This window comes from Roseibium sp. (assembly GCF_025698965.1).
Taxonomy (GTDB): Bacteria; Pseudomonadota; Alphaproteobacteria; order Rhizobiales; family Stappiaceae; genus Roseibium.
Map to the genome: position 1 here is coordinate 1 of NZ_JAILWL010000052.1, position 20,143 is coordinate 20,143.

Below are 20,143 nucleotides of genomic sequence, written 5' to 3' on the forward strand. Positions count from 1 at the left end.
TGAGACCGATAGGGCTCCTCCAAGGGCAAATGTCTCGAAAGGGCTGAAACAGCCGCAACAAAGCTGCATATCGTCCGAGACGTCCTCCCAGCGGCTTCTTCACCGATAGGACTCGAATAATCTCAAATCGGACATTCTGTCAATACTTACTTCTAAATGAATTAATTAAATGATTGAGATGCTCTTTTCGCTTCGGACTTGCACAAGCGGCTGCAGGTTCCTAACAATAGGCTCGGTCAAGATTTGAACGGATCGGGCGTCGATCGAATTAACCACCTGAAAAAGAAGGAAAAATGGACAACGAAAATCGGGAGGAGCAGCTGCGTGCCTATCCACAGAAGGGCACGAACCAGGTTGCGGTTAGAAGCTACAATGAACGACTCGTGCTTCAACTCGTCAGAGAACATGGTTCGCTGACAAAGGCTGATGCAACACGGGCCACGGGACTCTCACCCAATGCCGCTTCGGTGATTTTTAGGTCACTTGAAGAAGAGGGTCTTTTGCTGCGTGGTGAGCGGATACGGGGTAGAATCGGACAGCCGTCAACTCCGATGCGCCTCAACCCAGATGCTCACCATTATGTTGTACTGAAAATCGGTCGTAGAAGCCTGGAACTCGCCGTCGTGAACTTCATTGGTGAGATCGAAGCAATAAAGCGCATTCAGCAACCTTACCCGACACCGAATTCAGTCCTGGAGTTTTTGCGTTCCAACCTGACGGGCGTATTGCGTTCGGCAAAACAAAGCCGAAAATCCATCTCCGGAATGGCGGTCGCGATGCCGTTTGAACTATGGAGCTGGACGGAAGAGTTCGATGCCCCGGAAACGGAAATGGAAGCCTGGCGTCAATTCGATCCGATTGCCGAGTTTGAAAAGCTTGTGCCCTGGAAAGTGGTTGTTGAAAACGACGCCACTGCCGCCTGTCGCGCCGAACAGGTCTTTGGTGCGCGCGGTGAAATGCAGGACTGGATCTATTTCTTTGTTGGAACCTTTATCGGGGGCGGCATCGTTTTGAACGGCAGCGTCTTTCCCGGTCGCCGAGGCAATGCCGGTGGCTTCGGTCCCATGCGCGTTCCCGAGCGAGAAGGTGGCGACCGCCTTGTCGATCACGCGTCCCTCGTGGTCTTGGAACACAGCATCGCAGCGGCCGGTGGCCAACCCTTTGAGATCTACAATGAAGAAACAGACTGGGGCAAATTCGAACCGTTCGTCTCGGACTGGATCCTGCGAGCAGCCCGAAGTCTGGCGCACGCAACAGTCTCGTCGCTTTCCGTCCTCGATTTCGAAGCCGTGGTGATTGACGGTGCATTGCCCGACGATGTGAAAACCCGGCTTGTCGATGAAGTTCGCCATCAGATGGAGATCACCGACCTTCAGGGCGTTTTTATGCCGAAGATCGAAGCCGGTAAGACGGGTCGGCGAGCACGAACTATCGGCGCTGCGGCTTCGCTTATCAGCCGGAACTACCTTATTGACCAGAACACGCTCATGCGCACCTGATGTGTCTCGGTGCCAATCGCTGAAATTATGTTCTACGTAAAACGCATCAGCCATCAACACCCTGCTTTGATTTCAAGCTCCAGGCGTTGTCCAAAGGTACCCGGCCAAGTGTCTTGGCCGGGCCTTGGAATTTTGGTTCAGGCAATCGGTAAGAATTGCACCAGCATCAGAACTTGAACTCGTCCAGATTCTCCGGCGTCACAATCTTGGCCTCTCCGAGGATGACCTCTCCTTTTTCAGCAATTGTATAGGTTCCGAGTCTTCCTGCTTCGAAAGTCTCTCCGACAGCACCGGTGATATTGCATTGCGCAAGTGCCTGGGCGGCGTAATAGGTGAGGTAACCAAGGTCAGTCACATTCCACCAGATATCCTGGGCAGATCCTTCCTGGATATACTTCTTGATGAGGGTTGCAGGTGCCAACCCGGTCAGTTTGATCTTCCCGGTCAAACCGGCTTCCTCCAAGGCACGTGCCGCTGCCGGAAGACCGATCCCTGCGGGCACGATAATTCCCTTTAGGTCAGGATAGGCCTGCGCCAGGGCAATCGTCTGTTGCTGATTGATCTGCTCGCTTTCCTCACCATAGGCAACCTGCACGAGATTGAGGCCGGCATAGTCGGGATTCGAGGCCATTTCATCCTTCATCTGCGCGATCCAGGCATTCTGATTTGTCGCAGTTGGCGTCGAAGACAAAATGGCAAACTCTCCCTCGCCGATCATGTCAGACATGGACTTCAGCATCATGGCGGCAAGACTTGTACCCTTTGCCTGATTGATGAACAGCGTGCGCGCGTCGGACACGACATCCGAGTCGTAAGAGATGACCCGAACACCATTGGCCATCGCACGCTTCAAGGCTGGAGCGACAGCATTGGCGTCATTGCCGGAGATCGCGATTACCTGAACTCCTTGGGATACCAGATTGTTGATGAATTCGATCTGGGCTTCGGCTGTTGCCTGGCTTGGAGCGAACTGAATGCGTTCGCCGCCGATTTCAGATACGGCGTCGTCAGCGCCTTTTCCTGCAACCTGAAAATAGGGATCGGTATCCAGTTTCGGCAAGAAACCAACTTTCACCGGACCGGAATGACACTCTTGAGCCAGGGCCGTGCCGGCTAGGGTCAGGGCCAGACTGCAGGCACCTGCATACAATACGCGTTTCAACATCGATTTTCCTCCGTTTGATGTTTTCTCTGGGGTGTGTGGCCACTTGCTATTTCGCAAGAGCACCTTGTTGCCGCAGACGCTTCAATCCTGCGGAAACCTGTGGGGTGAAATTGCCGACCAGAAGAGCTGCGATCAGCATCATTCCGATGATTGTGCTCTGGGCATCTCCGCCAATTCCGTTGATGCCAAGGAGGTTGCGAACAAGTGCAACAAGGCAAAGAGCGCCAAAGACACCAATCACACCGCCTTTGCCTCCGAAGACGCTGACCCCACCCAGTATGGCGATGGTGATAACATCGAGCTCCATTCCGAAGGCGTTGTTTGCGCGGGCATTTGCAAGTCTTGCCGTATAAACAATGCCGGCAATGGAGCAGACCATCCCTGAGAACACGAAGAGACCAAACCGAATTCGATCGACACGGATGCCCGAATAGAGCGCCGTTTCGGGATTGCCCCCAATAGCAAAGACCCTTCGGCCAAGTGGTGTCCTGTGAACCACCAGGGCAAAAACCGGCAAGAGTGCGAAGAACGGGACGATGGTCCAGGGAACAGGCAACCCGGGAATATTGGCAAAACCGAAATTCAGGAGTGCCTCGGGCAGAATGTTAACCGAGCCTGTTCCCAGCAACATGTACCCGATGCCCCTGAACAGCGCCATTGTTCCCAGTGTCACCACCAGCGAATGCAGTCCGATGCTCGTCGACAGAAAACCGTTGACGACACCGAGTGCAGCTCCCGTCAAGACAGTCAGCATCATCGCCGGAACCAGGGGAATGCCCGCCTGAATAGACAGACCGAGAATAACGCTGGTCAGCGCCAGAATGCTGGCAACCGAGAGGTCGATATCGCGTGTGATCAGCAGGAGCATCATCGGCAAAACCAGTAATGCTCGTTCAGACGCACCGGCGATCAATTGGGAAATGTTGAACTGTGTGCCGAAATTCGGAAAAACAACCAATCCAACAATCAAGACACAAAACGCCAGTGCGCAGATGAATATGTCCCACGCGGAAACCCAGTCGCGGTGTTTCATACCCGTACCCTCCGCGCCCGAATTCGATCACTGCGAGCGGCGATTTTTGCATCGATGAATATTGCGATCAGGATCACCAGCCCATAGACGCCTTGCAGCCAGAGCGGATCGACACGCACCAGGGTCAATCCATTGCGGATTGTGAGTAGCGTGACGGCACCGAGAAGAACACCGAGCACGGTGCCGGACCCACCACGAATGGCGACACCGCCGACAACAACCGAAGCAATGACCGTCAGTTCGAAACCGAAAGCTACCCGCGCATCGACCGTTGCATAGCGCGACGCCCAAAGCGCGCCCATCAGCCCGGCCAGAGCACCAGCAACCACAAACACCACGAAGATCCGGTTTTTGGCTGGCACTCCGACGAGATCAGCACCATCCGGATTCGACCCGACGCCATAAAGCTCGCGCCCCCACTGGGTCCGGCGCAGGATCACGGCGGCCATAACCAGAATTGCAGCCGAGATCAGCATCAGAACAGGCACTCCGCCGAGTTTTAAAGACGCGAGATCCAACCAGTGTTCCGGCACTTCGTCGGCACTGATCTGGTCTCCGTCTGCGAAGAGGCTGTGCGCGCCCCGGAAGATTGACATAGTTCCAAGGGTTGCAACGATTGCCGGCACGCGCCCAAAGGCGATTATCGTTCCATTGACCGTGCCGGCCATCGCGCCCAGTGCGATAGCCGCTGCAATTGCCACCACCGCTGGAAGCTCCGGATTGTTCGATGTGACATAGGCTGCAGCATAAGCGGCAAGGCCGATGACCGAAGCGACCGACAGGTCGATGTTTCGCGTCAGGATAACCATCATCTGACCAAGAGCCACGATTGCCAGAAGGGCTGCATCCATGCCCAGTGACGCCAGGTTAGTCGGCGAAATCATTCGCGGATTGAGAACGGTAACCGGAATCACAATAGCCAGGATGGCTGCAAGCAAGCCTATTTCACGCTGCTCGATGAGGCGCTGCCACAAACCGGTTCTGGCTTCGTCTTGAGGATTTCTGTCCTGTTCAACGGCGGAATTATCTTCATCACTGGTTGCAGCTTCGAGCACGATTTCTGGCGTCGCATCACTCCTGTCAAGTGTTGTGACCTGACGCCCTTCGCGCATCACGGTGATCCGGTCACACATACCCAATAGTTCAGGCAACTCGGAGGAAATCAGCACGATTGCCATACCGGTTTTAGCAAGATCGGCGATCATCTCATGGACCGCTGCCTTGCTCTGGACATCAATACCCTGCGTCGGTTCATCGAGGATCAGAATACGAGGTCGGGTCGCCAGCCATTTTGCCAGAACCACCTTCTGCTGATTGCCGCCTGATAGCCCCGAAATTTCCTGTTCGAAACTTGAGTATCGGAGCTTCAGCCGCTCCAGATGTTGACGCACAGCGTCAATCTCTTTTTCGCGTTGAAGGAGACCATGAGTGCAACACTGAGGCAGCACCGTAAGTGAGCCGTTCACCCGGATGGAGAAATCCATGATGAGACTTTGCGACAACCGGTCTTCCGACACATAGGCAAGACCGTTTTCCATGGCCTCCTTGGCAGAACGGAACTTTACAGCCGTTCCGGCAATGCGCACGTTACCGCGGGTTGGGGGTGTCACCCCAAAGAGAGTTCGGGCAATCTCCGTTCGGCCACTGCCGACAAGGCCACCGATACCAAGTATCTCGCCGGCTTTGACGGAAAAGGAAATGTCCGAAAACTGCCCTTCCGCGGAAAGGTTTTCGACTTCCAGAACCGTGTCGCCCAAGGCATGTTTGCGCTCTGGATACGACGCAATCAGCTCACGCCCGGCCATCAGGTTGATTGCTTGTGCCCGGGTAATGTTCTGCGCTGTGTCCAGGCCCACGAGCTCACCGTCGCGCAAAACCGCGATCCGATCCGAAATCTCGAAAATCTCGTCCATTCGGTGACCGACGAAAATAATGCCAACACCGCGTTTCTTTAGCGTGCCGACCACTTCGAACAGCTTGCAAACTTCCTTGTGTGACAGGGCAGCCGTGGGTTCATCCATGATCAGAATATCGGCGCTGGTCGACAACGCTCGCGCAATTTCAATGAGTTGCTGCTCAGAAACGCTAAGTGTTTTAAGCGGCTGGTCTGGATCGGCGTCGAGTCCAACCGTTTCAAGAACCTCGATGGCCGCTGATCGCATTCCAGCGATATCCAGAAGTCCGGACGCAAGCTTCCTGAACCGACCGAAGAATATATTCTCCAAGATTGAGAGATCCGGAAACAGGCCTGGATGCTGGTGCATCACTGCGATACCGGCAGCCTGCGCATCCAAAGGTGATTGCCAGGATTTTGACTCTCCATTGACCAGAATCTCACCCTTGTCAGGCGCATAAACGCCAGCAAGCATTTTCACGCATGTGCTTTTACCCGCACCGTTCTCGCCCAGCAAAGCAAGCACTTCGCCTGGACGCAGATCGAAAGTCACATCCTTTACCGCAACTGTCCCACCAAAGACCTTGGTCGCTCCGCGCAGCGACAAAAGCTCTTGGTTGCTGCCGAATTGCTCGTCTTTTTCCGTCGGGCTGACTTGGTAGGCAATATTCATAAATGCCGCTCCCCAGCACCGGGTTGCGGTTCCATGAACGGTGAAGGCAGATCAGTAATCCGTTTGCCTGCACCGCCGTCCATGCTGAAAAACGGGTTCAGCTCCTGAGTTTCGGAGGATGGCTGGTCAAATGCTCCATTCCCCTCAATCACAACGACCACTTTGAAGCATTGCGTTCCAAAACCTGAAACACCTCCCTCTCCGGGCGTCAGATCCGCCGGTTCATCATCGAGGGGCGTAGCAAGATCAATCAACTCAGGAACCTCCCTTTCCTATTTTCTGCTTGGGAGAGACCTTAATTTCGCAACATGCAAAGTGTCAAGTTAATTCCTTTTGAATTAATTAATAGCAAAAATAACGTTGTTTTCCTTGATGAAATTGAGGGAATTTATGAGCAAAGAGTGACGCCACATTGCTTTTACCGCACACCAAGAGATAAGGTTCAATAGTGTTTCAGCTGAGAGTATGCGATTGAACTTTGGTGAATTGACATATGCGTCGAACTCTATTGCCAGTCGTTTGCGAAAGAGGTGGCTTTCTCTCAATCCCTCTCCTTCGCCTCAGTCGTTATTCGATCATTCCGCAATTTTCAAAGGCAAGTTCGGTAAAGTCTCTGACGACGGGGCACCCGGCATCAAAATCATGCCCCCGTGCTGCTGCAATTGCGATCACATCACAGCCAGCCGCCATCCCAGCTGCAATACCAGCTGGAGCGTCCTCAAACACCAAACATTGGTTTGGTTCAACGCCTAAACGTTCCGCAGCAAGCAGGAAACCTTCCGGGCTCGGTTTTCCGAACCGCACCTCTTCTGCAGAAATCATCACCTTGGGGATCGGCAAACCTGCCGCTTCCAGGCGTTTTGAGGCAAGAAGCCGACCGGCAGATGTTACGATCGCCCAATCGTCACACTTAAGCCCGGTAAGAAATTCATAAGCACCGGGTATGGAAACAATACCCTCAAGATCTGTCTCTTCCTTGCCTTGCAGCCACGCCACTTCTGCTTCTATATCCATCTCCTTCAGCGCAAAATCTCGGACTGTGTCTTGTGTCCGCCGTCCTTGTGAAGCGCACAGAAGAGCAGCTATATCCATGTTCTTTTCTGCAGCCCACATGCGCCAAATACGTTCTATCGCTAGACGTGAGTCAACCAGAGTTCCGTCCATGTCAAAGATGAATTTCTTGTACTTTTTTTGAATCGGAAATCTGCTCAATCCCAAATCCTCAACAGTCTTGGCAAAGGACATGCTTTGTTCGAAAATCTGGGTCTCGCCCACGATCTTATCAACAAAGCCATTGACCTGTTCACACAAGGGGGCGACTTAAGCGTTCACAATTGAAACGGACGCAGCACAGCCGGACTTCAAACGCGCCTTAAAGACCGGCTAGCATGCTTCCAGGACATCGGATTTGAAATCGCGCACTTAAGTCAACACCCCAATCGAAATTCAACCGACCAGCCTGACTTTCTCAAAATCGAACTGAATTCCCACAACGTCCCCCTTGGTGAATGGCTGAGGAGTTGCACCGCCGACCACGAATAACTCCCCAAGCTCGCTGTCGACTGTGTACTGTATTTGACTCCCCAAATAGGCAGCATAAGTGACGGTCCCCGAGAACCCCGGGTTTCGATCGGGTTTCGATAGAACGATATCCTGCGGTCGTATCACCATATTGGCCAGAGCCTCACACCCCAGAGGATTGCGGATCTGCATCCGTCTTTTGGCGGCTTCGACTTCGGCGAACTCGCCGTTCGTTTTGGTAATGCCGCACTGAACGAGATTTGCGTCACCAATGAAGTCGGCAATGAACGCGGAGTTGGGGTGCTCGTAGAGATCTACCGGACTGCCTTCCTGTGCGATCTCGGCATTTTTCATCACGACAATCCGGTCGGAAACGGCCATAGCCTCTTCCTGATCGTGCGTAACATATACGGCGGTCAGTCCAAGATCCTGTTGAATCTGCCTGATTTCCTCACGCACATGTCTCCGTAATTTGGCGTCCAGATTGGAGAGTGGTTCATCAAGCAGGAGCACTTCAGGTTCCAAAACGACGGCCCGCGCAACCGCGACACGCTGTTGCTGGCCACCCGAGAGTTCACTCGGAAGGCGTGCGCCAAAGCCTGCAAGTCCAACAAGCGTCAGAACGTGCTCCGCTTTAGCATGGGCTTCCTTTTTGGGGACAGACTTCACTTTCAAGCCATAGGCAACATTTTCGATTACGGTCATATGCGGAAACAACGCATAGGACTGAAAAACCATCGAAACGTTCCGATAGGTTGCCGATAGGTGGGTCACGTCTTTTCCACCTATGTGAATTTGACCGCCAGATACGGATTCAAGACCTGCAATCATCCGCAATGTGGTTGTCTTGCCGCAACCGCTTGGGCCCAGAAGGGTCACGAGCTGGCCGGATTCAATGGTCAAATCGAGGTTCTTTACGGCTGTTACGCTGCCATAGTTTTTTCGAACCCCGTCGAAGCGGACGGCACCGTGGACTTGGCTGTTCATCATTGTCTCCAATAGAATTTATGCGTTAGCGAACGCGATTATCGCGGCGCAGCCGACGGGCACCGATCAAAGCCTGCAAAAGCAGAATTGCCAGCAACATGGTCAGGATCAGAACTGCGGAATAAGCGATCGAAAGTCCGTAGTCTCCGGCTTCAACACGCCCGACGATAAACGACGTAGCCATATTGTGCTTTGCACTGACCAGAAAAATCACGGCGCTGACTGAAGTGATGGCACGAACAAAACTGTAGGCGAGAGCGGCCAGAATAGCCGGCCCCAAAAGTGGCAGGATCACGCGTTTGATGGTTGTAAAGCTGTTCGCACCCAGCGTTATGGAAGCTTCATCAAGACTTTTATCCAATTGAGACATTGCTGCAATCCCGCCCCGCACACCGACAGGCATGTTTCGGAACATGAACATCACGATCAGGATGATGCTGGTGCCGGTAATCTCTATGGGTGGAAAATTGAACGCCATTACATAACTGACACCGATGACGGTCCCGGGAATCGCGAAGCACATCATCGTACTGAACTCAAATACATTCTTGCCGGCAAACTTCTGACGAACCAGCAAGTATGCGGTTGCAAGACCGAGTATCGCTGTCAATGGCGCGGCGACTGACGAGATTGTCAACGTCGTGAAGTAGCTGTCCCAGGCAACTCCTTTCCAACGGATCCCATTGCTGAAATCAATCGCGAAAGCTTGCAGATAATGCTTGAAGGTGAAGCTGTGATCGTATCCCCAAAGCGTCACGAAACTGCCGAAAACGATCATCGAATAGACAATGGCGGTAAACAGAGCCCAGGGAAGTGCAGTCAGATAACAGGCAAGCTTGAGCTTTGGACTAAGCGATGCGTGCTGACCCGAATCCGCCTTGCCGGTCACGGTCGCATAGGATTTTTTACCAAGCCACATCCGCTGCGCCACAAAAGCACTCAGGGCAAGTGTGAGCAGAGCAATTGACATAATGGCCGCCTTTGCCGGATCGGCCACGGTTCCGATTATTGCAAAGAATATTTCGGTAGAAAGGACATTGAAGTTCCCCCCCAGGACCAGTGGATTTCCAAAATCAGCAAGGCTCTCCAGAAAGCCCAGCAAAAACGCATTTGCCAATCCTGGGCGCATCAGGGGAAAAGACACATGGCGGAAAGTTTGCCACTTGTTTGCATTCAGCGTTTGAGACGCCTCTTCCATTGACGGGCTGACCCCTTCCACCACACCGATCAGAACCAGGAATGCGATTGGTGTGAAAGACAGCAGTTGCGCCATGTACACGCCCCAAAACCCGTAGAGCCATCGCGTAGCCTGCATATCCATGAGATCAGCCCAAAACGTTGTTACGGTCCCTGAACGGCCAAAAAGCAGGATTAATGCCAGGCCGATGACAAAGGGTGGCGTGATAATGGGAATGATGGTCAGCACTCGAAGAAGTTTTTTCGCTTTGAATTGTGTGCGTGTGAATATCAAGGCGAATGACAGGCCAAGCGTTGTCGTCCCTGCCCCCGTCAGCACTCCCAGAAATATCGAATTGATGGCCGGGCCGCATGTGCCTCCGTTTAGACAATCGAGTCTCCACACTTCCCCGGAAAAAAAGCGTTTCAAGAAACCGGTGACCGAATATCCACCCGCATCCGTTTTGAGTGATTGCAACAGGATCTGAGATATCGGAAAGAAAACAAAAACGGCTACAAGCGCGATGATCAGTCCAATCAACCCGATGACAAACGCGTCTCCACGCGCATTTCCGGACATCGAAATGGCAGTGGTCAAAATGAACAGGTACGAAAGCACCACAAGCAGCGCCCCGATCCCCAATCCGGCCTGACCATCTTCAGCGCCCAGTACGTGAAATACATCGTTCAACAGTACCGGACCGTTGCGAACAACCAGAAATCCCTGCACCGCCACATAAACGAGTACGCTCAAGGCAATGATTGAAATCAGTTTTGCCCTTTTCGCCGGAGTGATGCGGAGCACTAGCAGCGTCGCAATTATGGGAAAGCCAGCGACAACTGGGAGAAGCCACAGTTTTCCATGAATGAGAGCCAGAAGCAGAATGGGGTTGTTTTCCGGGGTTCCAGATCCACCGATCCAGTTGAGAGACAAGAGCCCCCCATTGGTCAGGTACCATGGGACCAGGCATGCGCCAACAAGCCCCACGATTAGCCAAATGCCAAGTGTGCGTGCCATCAGATAAAGATTTCCGAATTAAGGTTTTGTGTTGTACTCGCTTGGAGAGCGCGGCGTATTCTTCGCCGCGCTCCTGCTTTTCAAGGCTGAATTGCGAGTATCAATTGCTTGATGGCTTCACTTCCGCATCCCATCTGGAAAGCAGCCGCTTGCGTGTATCAACCGCACCATACGTCGCGAAATCGTAGTCGATAAGCTTCACGGAGCCGAGGCTCGGTGTTTGCGGATCCAAAGTCGCTCCTTTGTTTGAAGGCACATTGTAGACTTCGACTTCTGGAGCGCGGGACTGTGCATCCGCGCGAAGAACGAATTCGACCCACTTCTTGGCAGCATCCAGATTGCGCGTTCCGGTAATGATGCTGACGGCTCCGACCTCGTAACCTGTCCCTTCACATGGAGAAACGATTTCAAGCGGGAAACCGGCTTTTTTCTGCGTTACCATGTCATGCATGAAGCCGACCGCAACGCCGGTTTCACCCCGTGCAGCAGCCTTGTTCGGTGCAGAACCTGACTTCGTGTAGGAGTTTACGTTCTTCCCGATTTGCTTCAAAAGCTCAAAAGCTTCGTCTTCACCAAACACCTGAACAAGCGTTGCAAGCTGCGTGTATGCGGTACCGGAGCTGTTCGGGTTTGCGACCTGGATTTCACCCAGAAATCTGGAATCCGCCAAATCACGCCAGCAGGAAGGCGGTTCAATTCCTTTCTCTTTCAAGAGATCGAAATTAAAGGAGATTCCCAGCGCTCCGGCGTGTACGCCAATTGCCCGTCCTTCGGAAATATCTGCCATGTTCACTGCCCAACCCAGCAGTTCCGACGTGTCGGCTTCGCTTGGCTGGCTCAACCCTTCGGAAGCAGCGATCAAGTGAGGGTCACCCGTCCCACCCCACCAAACATCAATTTTGGGATTTCCTGCCTCCGCACGAACCTGAGCAAGGGTCTCTCCGGTGCTTTTTCGCACCATTGCCACATCAATTCCGGTTTCTGCTTCAAATTCACTGGCCATCAAATGGCACCAGCGTTCATCGTTGCTGCAAACGACACTCAACTCATCTGAAAGCGCCTGCCCGGCGGGCAAGCCCGCAAGCAGAACCATCACACCTCGAGCGATTGACATCTTCATGTTTTAACTTCCTCCCATACTTCTCGGATCGTGTTCGGAGCTGGCCGTCACACTTCGAGAAGTCTATGGAGAAACGCTTCAGGTGGAGAGCGGAAAGCTATTAACAATACTACAAACAGGCCGCGATTTTTTTAAAAAAATTCCAATTGTTACAAGAGTATTTCATTTTTATAACAAAATTCAGCAAGACCTTTACGCAACAATCGTGCAAAATGGTGGCTGAAATTAGAAATACCACACGAAATCACGATACATATGTTGGGTTTATGTCCTTGAATTCTATTGAGGAAAGAAAACGACGCATAGCAATAGTTGATGACGATCCGGAATTTCGTCAATCGTTGTGTGATCTGCTTTACCAAAATGGCTTCGAAACCGTAAGTCTTGCTTCAGGTGAAGAGTTTTTCGCATTGGGCCCTGAAATCGATCTGGACCTCGTATTGCTGGACCTGCGACTGGATGGAGAGTCCGGTCTGTCGCTCGCCATGGCGATACGTGAAACCATGGATCTTCCAATCATGATGCTGACCGGTGTGGGAGACGAGATCGACAAGATCGTCGGTCTGGAAACAGGTGCTGACGATTACCTCATGAAGCCTTTCAATCCGCGGGAGTTGATTGCGCGGATCAAGGCAATCCTTCGGCGCACCGGCTCACCACCTGTCTATATTTCAAACTCTTCCGTTCCAGATACAGGCACGATCGAGTTCGGAGACAAAGTCCTTGATACCTCCAAGCGCGCGCTTTCCAACGCGGCGGGAGAGGAAATCCTGCTAACAAACGCTGAGTACAGACTGTTGGCATACCTTCTTCGACATCCCGATGAAATCATACCAAGACGTCAGCTTCTGGAAGAACTTGGCGGCAACCTTTCGCAATATGTCGACCGGACGATAGACGTCCTCATTCTCAGGCTAAGACGCAAGATCGAGAAAGTTCCGTCAAAGCCTGTGCATCTGCAGACACGACGGGGAATGGGTTACATTTTTGTCCTGAATGCAAAGGTGAGCACATCAGACTGATCGAGATCTTCCAACCGGACATCAGGCAAAGACTATGGATAGCGCTGAGCCTGCTTGCAACTTCCACACTCTTTGTTGGCGGGCTGGCCTGGTTCGTGCTGGATCGCGCTGACATACGCATAGAAAAACTGCACCGGCAGACATTGTCGGAAGTGACGCGCGCGCTTCGCCTCTCCAAACAGTCATCCGACATAGCAACATCGGCTCCTTTTCTGCTGAGCATTCCGTCAGACTACTTGATTTCAAGGGAAGAGCAGAAACTCGCGGAAACACTGGACCAAATTGCAAATGACTGGCCCATTGCTGATGCTTCCGAACAATCACCGGTCTACACGTTCGCCGGCGAAATATCGAACTCCATTTCATATATGAAATCCGCGATCGGTGACCTGGCTCATTCTGCCGACCAGCTTAATTTCGAGCGAGAAGCAGCATCGAGACTTGCTGATCAATTGGCTGTTTTGGAAAGCGAAATACACTCAAAGGCCCTCAGCAACGACATTTCTGAGGTCGAGCGCCGGAATTGGCTGGCATTGCAGGCAATGACGACGAAGTTATTGAGTGCCGCACACGCTGAAAACCTGATGGGCGTCGGTGAATACCATAGAGCCTATCACTCTCTGTCCAGCGCATTTCGACAATATGTGACTGACGAACGGCAGGTTCAAAGTCTGGAACAGATGGAAATGCTTTCCGACGGTGTCGATGGATTGTTCGAGATCCGTCGGCGCGAACTTTCGCACAACCTGTCTGCGCAAAACGCATTGTTCCGCATCCGATTGAGTGCATCCGCAATCAATGACATGTCTGCGAACTTTGCCGCAAATGCGGAGCAGTTTCTGTCTGAGGAACAATCAAAAACGGCCAACACGATCGAGTATTACAAGTTTGCCATTCTGGCATTTGGTCTCGGCAGCATAGTGATTGCATCCGCTTCAGCCGTGTTTGTCTCGAACTATGTCACAGGCAACATCAAATCAATTTCGCAGGCAATGCTCCGACTTGCAGACGGAGACAGGGGCATTCAGGGCCTCGACAAACCAACTGCAGATGACGAGATTGGAAAGTTGCAATATGCGTTTCGCGTATTTCGGGCAAATGCACTGCGACTGGACAGAAGCAATCGGCGCCTCTATCAGCAAATTGCACTTTTTGAACGGACCTTCCTGAATATCTCTGATGGCGTGGCCATTACCGCAGAAGATGGCAAACTGAAAGCTGCCAATCCCAATTTCTCACGAACTCTGCGCCTCGACAGCACGATCAATCCCATTGGAAAACACTTCAGCAACGTGCTTCGAAACTCTCCGTTCAATCAGGACGAAACAGCCCAAAATCTCAACGAGAATTTCATGGGATATTGTGAAATTCGAACCAGGGAAAAAGATGTATTGGAAGTTCGCAAAAGCGATCTTCCCGACGGTGGAAGTGTTTGGCTCTTTTCCGATGCCACCGAACGCCGGCAAGTGGAAGAGCGGTTGCATCAAATTCAACACATTGAAAGCCTGGGAAAAATCACCGGCGAAGTTGCTCACGATTTTGGAAACGTTCTGTCAAACATCACCACAAACATTCATTTGATAGAAGAAAACAATAGCAATCCAGACTTCCATAGATTTCTCGAGAGGTCGAGAGTTGCCCTTGATATCGGAAGTTCTCTTGTTCAGAGGATGTTGGCATTTGCCCGAAAGCAGGCATTGGCTCCTGAAGTAGTAGAACTAAACGAACTTGTAGATGGCCTCATCGACCTGATTGAAATTGGTCTGAAGGACACAGTTCAACTGAACATCGTGCAATCTCGGGACCCGGTTTATGTACTTGTGGATCCAGGGCAGCTGGAAAGTGCACTCTTGAACTTGAGTCTCAATGCCAACCAGGCGATTGCCGAAGACGGAACAATCGACATCTCAATCGAAAATACAAATGACAACACCGCGACGATAACCGTGCGGGACACAGGATCCGGCATGGATGATGCCGTTCTGTCCCGGGCATTTGAGCCCTTTTTCACCGCTCGGGCTGACGGTAAGGGAACTGGCCTGGGATTGTCGATGGTCTACGGTTTCATGAAACAGTCCGGTGGTGACATTACGATTGAGAGCACTCCTTGCAAGGGGACTGAAGTCAGGCTTGTTTTCCGGACTATCGAACCAAGGCCAATTCACTGGTCGGAGACAGAGAGCACATACGAAAAGACCGCAATACTGGTTGAAGACGATCCGGAAACCATGCGTCACGCGACACGCTGCCTTCACAACGAAGGGTACACCGTAATCAGTGCCGGTACGTTCGAGGAGGCGCTGAAGATCATCGACACGAACGAAAATTATCAGCTTTTGATCACCGACCTTCACCTGAACAACGGTGCGTCCGGCCGGGTTCTAGCTGAGCGGAGCCTTGAACGTTTTCCTGAAACACGGGTTATTATTATGTCTGGGCGATTACCGGAATTACATAAGCAACCGCAGAAAATTGACCGATTAATCGGATACCTGGCAAAGCCCCTGTCGCAAGAAAACCTGCATACCGCTCTTGTCGATTAGTCGTATTTGACAAACAGTTCTGGTTCGCATCTGAAATACAGTGGCAATCGAGCGGACTTGAATGCGATTGAGAGTTTCTTCCAGAATGGTTCGCCGCAGATTGTCATCCGGTTTTGCATTGAGCGTCACGCAGCAGAAACATCCGAAAGGAACGTTTCGACTCCATCGCGAAGAGATTTGGTGCACCTTTCGAGATCGTCCGACAATTCCAGCAGTTCATCGGCAGCATCTGATGTGTACGCAACCACTTCAGAAAGTGTCGAGATATTCCCGGTCACCTTTGAAGTACCCTCAGCAGCGTGTTGGACATTTCTGGAAATCTCGGCTGTGGCATCCCCCTGTTGCTCGACCGCTGCGGCAATATTCGCTGTGTAAGTGTCGATTTCATCCATTGTTTGCGTGATTTCCGCAATCGCGTCAGCACTTTCTGCGCTTGCTGCCTGGATTGCAGAAATCTGACCGGAAATTTCCTCCGTTGCCTTGGAAGTCTGCGTCGCCAACCCCTTCACTTCAGCTGCGACCACCGCGAAACCCTTTCCGGCCTCCCCGGCACGCGCGGCTTCAATCGTCGCATTGAGCGCCAGTAAATTCGTCTGTTCGGCAATATCTTGAATAAGCGTAATCACTTCTCCAATTCTGCCGGCTGCTTCCGTGAGACCCTTCACTTTTTTGTTGGTCGACTTGGTACCACGAGCCGTTCTGGCAACAACTTCAGTCGTTTGGCGAACCTGTCGCATGATCTCGCTGATGGACGCAGACAGCTCCTCGGCAGCGCCGGCAACAGATTGTACATTGCCTGATGCATCGTTTGACGCCTGCTGAGCATTTACTGCCTGCGCAGCACCTTCACGGGAATTTACGTTGAGGGCTTGTGAAGTTTCACCCAGGCGATCGACGGTTTCATCAACGGCGGCTACAAGATCCTTTGAAGAGCTCCTGAATTGCCCAATCAGGTCCTGAATTCTGATTTGCTGCTCGCACCGCCTGGCGGCGTCGGCGGCCTGCTGCTCCTCAAGACGCATACGATCCATGACGTTGTCCCTGAAGCAGGTGACCGAATTGATCAGTTTGCCGATTTCGTCCTTACGCTTTGTAAGTTTGATGTCGATATCGGTGTTCCCGCCTGTCAGGCTCAAGATTGACTTTGTCACGCGCGACAGCGGTGTCGCAACCAACCTTGACAGAGTAACGGCGACCGAACACGCGAGGACTAGTGCGACAAGCCCGGCCACGACAATCGTTCTCTGACTTGAAGCACTTTGTGTTACTGCATTCGATTGAAGGTTCTGAACAAGAGCGCCTATTTCTCCGCTTGCTCTGTTACTGATCTCGCCAACCTGCCGGAGCTGGCGATTGAACCTGGCCTGCGCAACGATCAGTTCGGCGAAAGCGGTCTGAAAATCCGTCAGTTTGCCGAGTATCCTGACATCGCTGATATTCGCCAACGCTTTTGCGTATCCCCCAGCTTTTTCAAGGGCATCTGAGACGGTTTTCTCAAGTTCCTCTGAAGGCTTGATCTGATACTGAGCAGCACCACTCGCAGCGACCGCGATGCCGGCGACCAGTCGGCGTGTCATATTATCGGCTATTCGGATCCTTGACCCGGCATTCTCAAGCTCTTTTTTGTTCGCAAGTTCCTGTTCAAATTCCGCGGTAAGTTTCAAATTCAGCGCTTTGAGCGAGCTCACGAGTACATGAAGTTCCGTTCTGGTTGCTTCAACGTTCCATGATGCCAATTGGGCATCTTCCGCAGTACTATGCTTGAGAGTATCGAATGATTTTCCGATTGTTGCCACGACGCTCTGTGCCGATGGAAAGCCCCCCAGATCGAACACTTCGTTTACTGCGGGCTCCGTGACAGTAAGTATCCGACCAACTTCCGTCAGCGCGTCTTGCCTGACCACGTCAAGGATGCTGTTTTGTGCACCATCCAACACGACTCCTGCGTCGTACGCAGCGCTGAGCACCACAGCTGTGTTAACGGCAAGTCTTTGAAACCTGTCTAGACTAACGAAGATGTTTCCGATCTTGCTGTCGATATCATCAGCAGCTTTAACGGCATGCTCCGCGGCCTCAGATGCGGTTCTCGTCATTTCCTTCTTGGCAAGGAGGATTTTCTCCGCGGCGCTGGATATCTTGTCTGACTTGGCCTGAAGGTTCGTCAAGGCCTGCTGAAATTCGCCGATCGTAACACTGACCGTTCCCTCTTCGTCTGGAACACTGCGCATCACCTTTGCGGTCAGAGCAGCATCTGCGAGAGCACGTTTTGCAGTTTCAACACTCTGAGCGTCCCTGTTCAGGACAAAATCGGCAACCAGGCTAGAGGCTCTGTTGACGTCGCGAAGGACTTGAGATGCAGAAGAAACCTGATCGACTGCCTTACCCATATCACCAACACCTTGATAACCGACCCAGCCGGTCATGGCGGTTAAACAAGCAGCCACAGCCATTCCAAGTCCGATCTTTGCACCGACTGAAAGATTGCTTGGTGACAGAGTGATGGCAAACATAGGCACCTCCTTATTAATCACTTTTGAATTAATAAAAAGCGAATGTAAAATTTCTGATAACGTTGCTCATGCCAGTTAACTTGATTGCGGCATAGCTCCTTCGAGCGTCATGACGACTTGATCTTCAACTCTGGCTCAACTCGCGATATCGAGATGAACAAATCTTAAAAAACAAGAGCGATGCTTAGGCCGCAGAGCCTGAGGGCAGGCAATGACTGGTTGAGAGCCAACCCGTATTTTGATGCTCTGGAGACTGAATTCCAACCGGCGCTCAGCTTTGAAGTACGAACCTGTTTCACCAATACAAGTACTCAGACGGAGACGAGCCGAACCCGAACCAAGCGGTGACTCCAACGCTACCGCTTCCTACCTGCGATTGGTGGTGGTGGGGTCCAGAACATCGCGCAACCAGTCGCCGACGATGCTCATCGACAAGGTCGTGAGGAAAATCGTCAATCCCGGGAGACCGGCAATCCACCAGGCATTGAGGAGATAGTCGCGCCCGTAGCTGAGCAGGTTTCCTAGCGATGTGTTGGGTGGCTGAATACCAACACCCAGAAAGCTCATCGAGGTTTCCAGGATCACCGTTTCTGGAAAGTTGATCGAGACTTGAACAATCAGAGCCGCCAGTATGTTTGGCAGAATATGCCGGAGATAAACCCGTAGTGTCCCTACCCCCAGAAGTCTGACCGACGCCGCATATCCGTGGTTCACAGCTGCCAGGGTCAGTCCGCGTGAGATGCGCGCATAACGTTCCCATCCCTGGAAACCGACCAGAAGAACAAACAGCAGCAGATTGCCGGTGCCTGTTACCGCAATGACCGACAAGGCGATAATCACGAAGGGCATGGAAGCCTGGAAGTCACCAGCACCATGATCACATCATCCACCCAGCCGCGAAACCGAGCTGCGACAAAGCCGATCGAGCTGCCGACAATGGCGCCAAAGAACGTGCCGAAGACCGCGACCAGCATGGTCAGCTGGATCGACGTAAACAGACGGCTCAGAAGATCGCGCCCCAAATGGTCGGTTCCCAGAACATGGAAGTCGCCGTTCATTCCGGTGCTGCCGGGAGGCAATAGCCGCGAGAGCAGTGCGTCCACTCGTCAGAACCAGCCGGACCGCTTCTCGCAGAAATCCAGCGTTGATCTGTTTCCTCGTCCAATATAACGCCTCCTATTTTAGAAGTGTGTGCTCTTCATTCTTTCGGGCAAGTCCAGACTATGTTTAAGGCCAGCAGCAGCACGAATTGAGCCCCCCCTTCCATTCAATTCACAAAGGTGGCCAGACAAATTCTGATCAGGTGAGCAATCACTGTCTTGATCGGCAAGCGTCGAAGAGTGCGGAAACGGTTATTCAAGGCCTCCGCACAATCCCGTCGCATACGAACATTGAGCCGTCAGCATGGATTGGATTGCTTTCCGGCTGTCTTTGCTATGGTTATGGAACGAAGGGCTGTTACACCACGCAGCGTGTCAAGCTCAGCATCCACGCCACTTAGCCACCTGCTCTTCCATGACATCTCCAGACTGAAGATGGCAGCAGAAGGGTTTCGTTTTGGTCTTGCACCGCAAAATCCGAAATCGTCACTCTGCCCCGGCCCCGCTAACAAGCAACCCGCAGAAAAGATCTAAAGATCACTTGCAGATATGATCGCCTCTGCGATCGAAGCGATGCTTTCCTTGGAGTTCATCGATTTCTCACGGATGCGGCGATACGCTTCTTCTTCTGATATCGACCGGCTTTTGGCCAGAATTTCAACGGCTTGCTCGATCTTTCGCCGCGCCTTCAGTGTTTCGTCCAGCGACTTGACCCGTTTTTTGAGCCGCGTCTCGTGGCGCGCGACGCTTATGGCGGTGGTGAGCGCCGCCAGCACACCGAACAGACGGATGGGCTTGGTCAGAATACCGTGAACATTCAGCCGGCCAAGTTCCTCCAGGATCTCGGGGGTCTCAAAGGAAATTATGGCGATCCGGGCGAAT

15 protein-coding genes are annotated in these 20,143 nt (G+C 52.4%); 3 read left to right on the top strand and 12 right to left on the bottom strand.

Features of this window, described 5'->3' with window-relative positions:
- Positions 1 to 293: 293 nt before the first annotated feature.
- On the top strand, positions 294 to 1,499 hold the full coding sequence (locus tag K5905_RS06350; RefSeq protein ID WP_297581527.1) for an ROK family transcriptional regulator: 1,206 nt from the start codon (positions 294 to 296) through the stop codon (positions 1,497 to 1,499).
- 166 nt (positions 1,500 to 1,665) lie between these two features.
- On the opposite strand, the gene K5905_RS06355 is transcribed toward K5905_RS06350, so the two are convergent.
- From K5905_RS06355 to K5905_RS06390, 8 genes are all read right to left on the bottom strand, one after another.
- Entirely contained in the window at positions 1,666 to 2,664 is a 999-nt protein-coding gene (locus tag K5905_RS06355) for a rhamnose ABC transporter substrate-binding protein (RefSeq protein WP_297581530.1), read from the bottom strand.
- A 46-nt stretch (positions 2,665 to 2,710) separates the two neighbouring features.
- The gene (locus K5905_RS06360; protein WP_297581532.1) at positions 2,711 to 3,697 is read right to left on the bottom strand and encodes an ABC transporter permease; all 987 of its coding nucleotides are present in this window, start codon (positions 3,695 to 3,697) and stop codon (positions 2,711 to 2,713) included.
- Positions 3,694 to 6,264 carry an ATP-binding cassette domain-containing protein gene (locus K5905_RS06365; protein WP_297581534.1) on the bottom strand — a complete coding sequence of 857 codons (2,571 nt, stop codon included), beginning with the start codon at positions 6,262 to 6,264 and terminating at the stop codon, positions 3,694 to 3,696. The genes K5905_RS06360 and K5905_RS06365 overlap by 4 nt, the downstream gene beginning before the upstream one ends.
- A complete protein-coding gene (locus K5905_RS06370) occupies positions 6,261 to 6,518 on the bottom strand; it encodes a hypothetical protein (RefSeq protein ID WP_297581536.1) in 258 nt (85 codons plus the stop codon). The genes K5905_RS06365 and K5905_RS06370 overlap by 4 nt, the downstream gene beginning before the upstream one ends.
- Positions 6,519 to 6,831: 313 nt before the next feature.
- Entirely contained in the window at positions 6,832 to 7,575 is a 744-nt protein-coding gene (locus K5905_RS06375; protein ID WP_297581538.1) for an HAD-IA family hydrolase, read from the bottom strand.
- 135 nt (positions 7,576 to 7,710) lie between these two features.
- The gene (locus tag K5905_RS06380; RefSeq protein ID WP_297581540.1) at positions 7,711 to 8,772 is read right to left on the bottom strand and encodes an ABC transporter ATP-binding protein; all 1,062 of its coding nucleotides are present in this window, start codon (positions 8,770 to 8,772) and stop codon (positions 7,711 to 7,713) included.
- A gap of 25 nt (positions 8,773 to 8,797) precedes the next feature.
- Positions 8,798 to 10,966 (bottom strand): iron ABC transporter permease, encoded by a 2,169-nt coding sequence (locus K5905_RS06385; protein WP_297581542.1) that lies wholly within the window; start codon positions 10,964 to 10,966, stop codon positions 8,798 to 8,800.
- Between the two features lie 100 nt (positions 10,967 to 11,066).
- Positions 11,067 to 12,086: an ABC transporter substrate-binding protein gene (locus K5905_RS06390; RefSeq protein WP_297581544.1), complete on the bottom strand. Its 1,020-nt coding sequence runs from the start codon at positions 12,084 to 12,086 to the stop codon at positions 11,067 to 11,069.
- A gap of 266 nt (positions 12,087 to 12,352) precedes the next feature.
- On the opposite strand from K5905_RS06390, the gene K5905_RS06395 reads away from it, so the two are divergent.
- On the top strand, positions 12,353 to 13,108 hold the full coding sequence (locus K5905_RS06395) for a response regulator transcription factor (protein WP_297581546.1): 756 nt from the start codon (positions 12,353 to 12,355) through the stop codon (positions 13,106 to 13,108).
- A gap of 95 nt (positions 13,109 to 13,203) precedes the next feature.
- Positions 13,204 to 15,651 carry an ATP-binding protein gene (locus K5905_RS06400; RefSeq protein WP_297581548.1) on the top strand — a complete coding sequence of 816 codons (2,448 nt, stop codon included), beginning with the start codon at positions 13,204 to 13,206 and terminating at the stop codon, positions 15,649 to 15,651.
- Between the two features lie 125 nt (positions 15,652 to 15,776).
- On the opposite strand, the gene K5905_RS06405 is transcribed toward K5905_RS06400, so the two are convergent.
- The 4 genes from K5905_RS06405 to K5905_RS06420 form a co-directional block, all read right to left on the bottom strand.
- Positions 15,777 to 18,161: a methyl-accepting chemotaxis protein gene (locus tag K5905_RS06405; RefSeq protein WP_297581551.1), complete on the bottom strand. Its 2,385-nt coding sequence runs from the start codon at positions 18,159 to 18,161 to the stop codon at positions 15,777 to 15,779.
- A 366-nt stretch (positions 18,162 to 18,527) separates the two neighbouring features.
- On the bottom strand, positions 18,528 to 19,010 hold the full coding sequence (locus K5905_RS06410) for an ABC transporter permease (protein ID WP_297581554.1): 483 nt from the start codon (positions 19,008 to 19,010) through the stop codon (positions 18,528 to 18,530).
- Positions 18,998 to 19,219 carry a hypothetical protein gene (locus tag K5905_RS06415; RefSeq protein ID WP_297581557.1) on the bottom strand — a complete coding sequence of 74 codons (222 nt, stop codon included), beginning with the start codon at positions 19,217 to 19,219 and terminating at the stop codon, positions 18,998 to 19,000. Before K5905_RS06415 ends, K5905_RS06410 begins: the two co-directional genes overlap by 13 nt.
- Positions 19,220 to 19,791: 572 nt before the next feature.
- Positions 19,792 to 20,143, bottom strand: a 352-nt coding sequence (locus tag K5905_RS06420; RefSeq protein WP_297581558.1) for an ANTAR domain-containing response regulator, incomplete at its 5' end; no start/stop codon positions are given.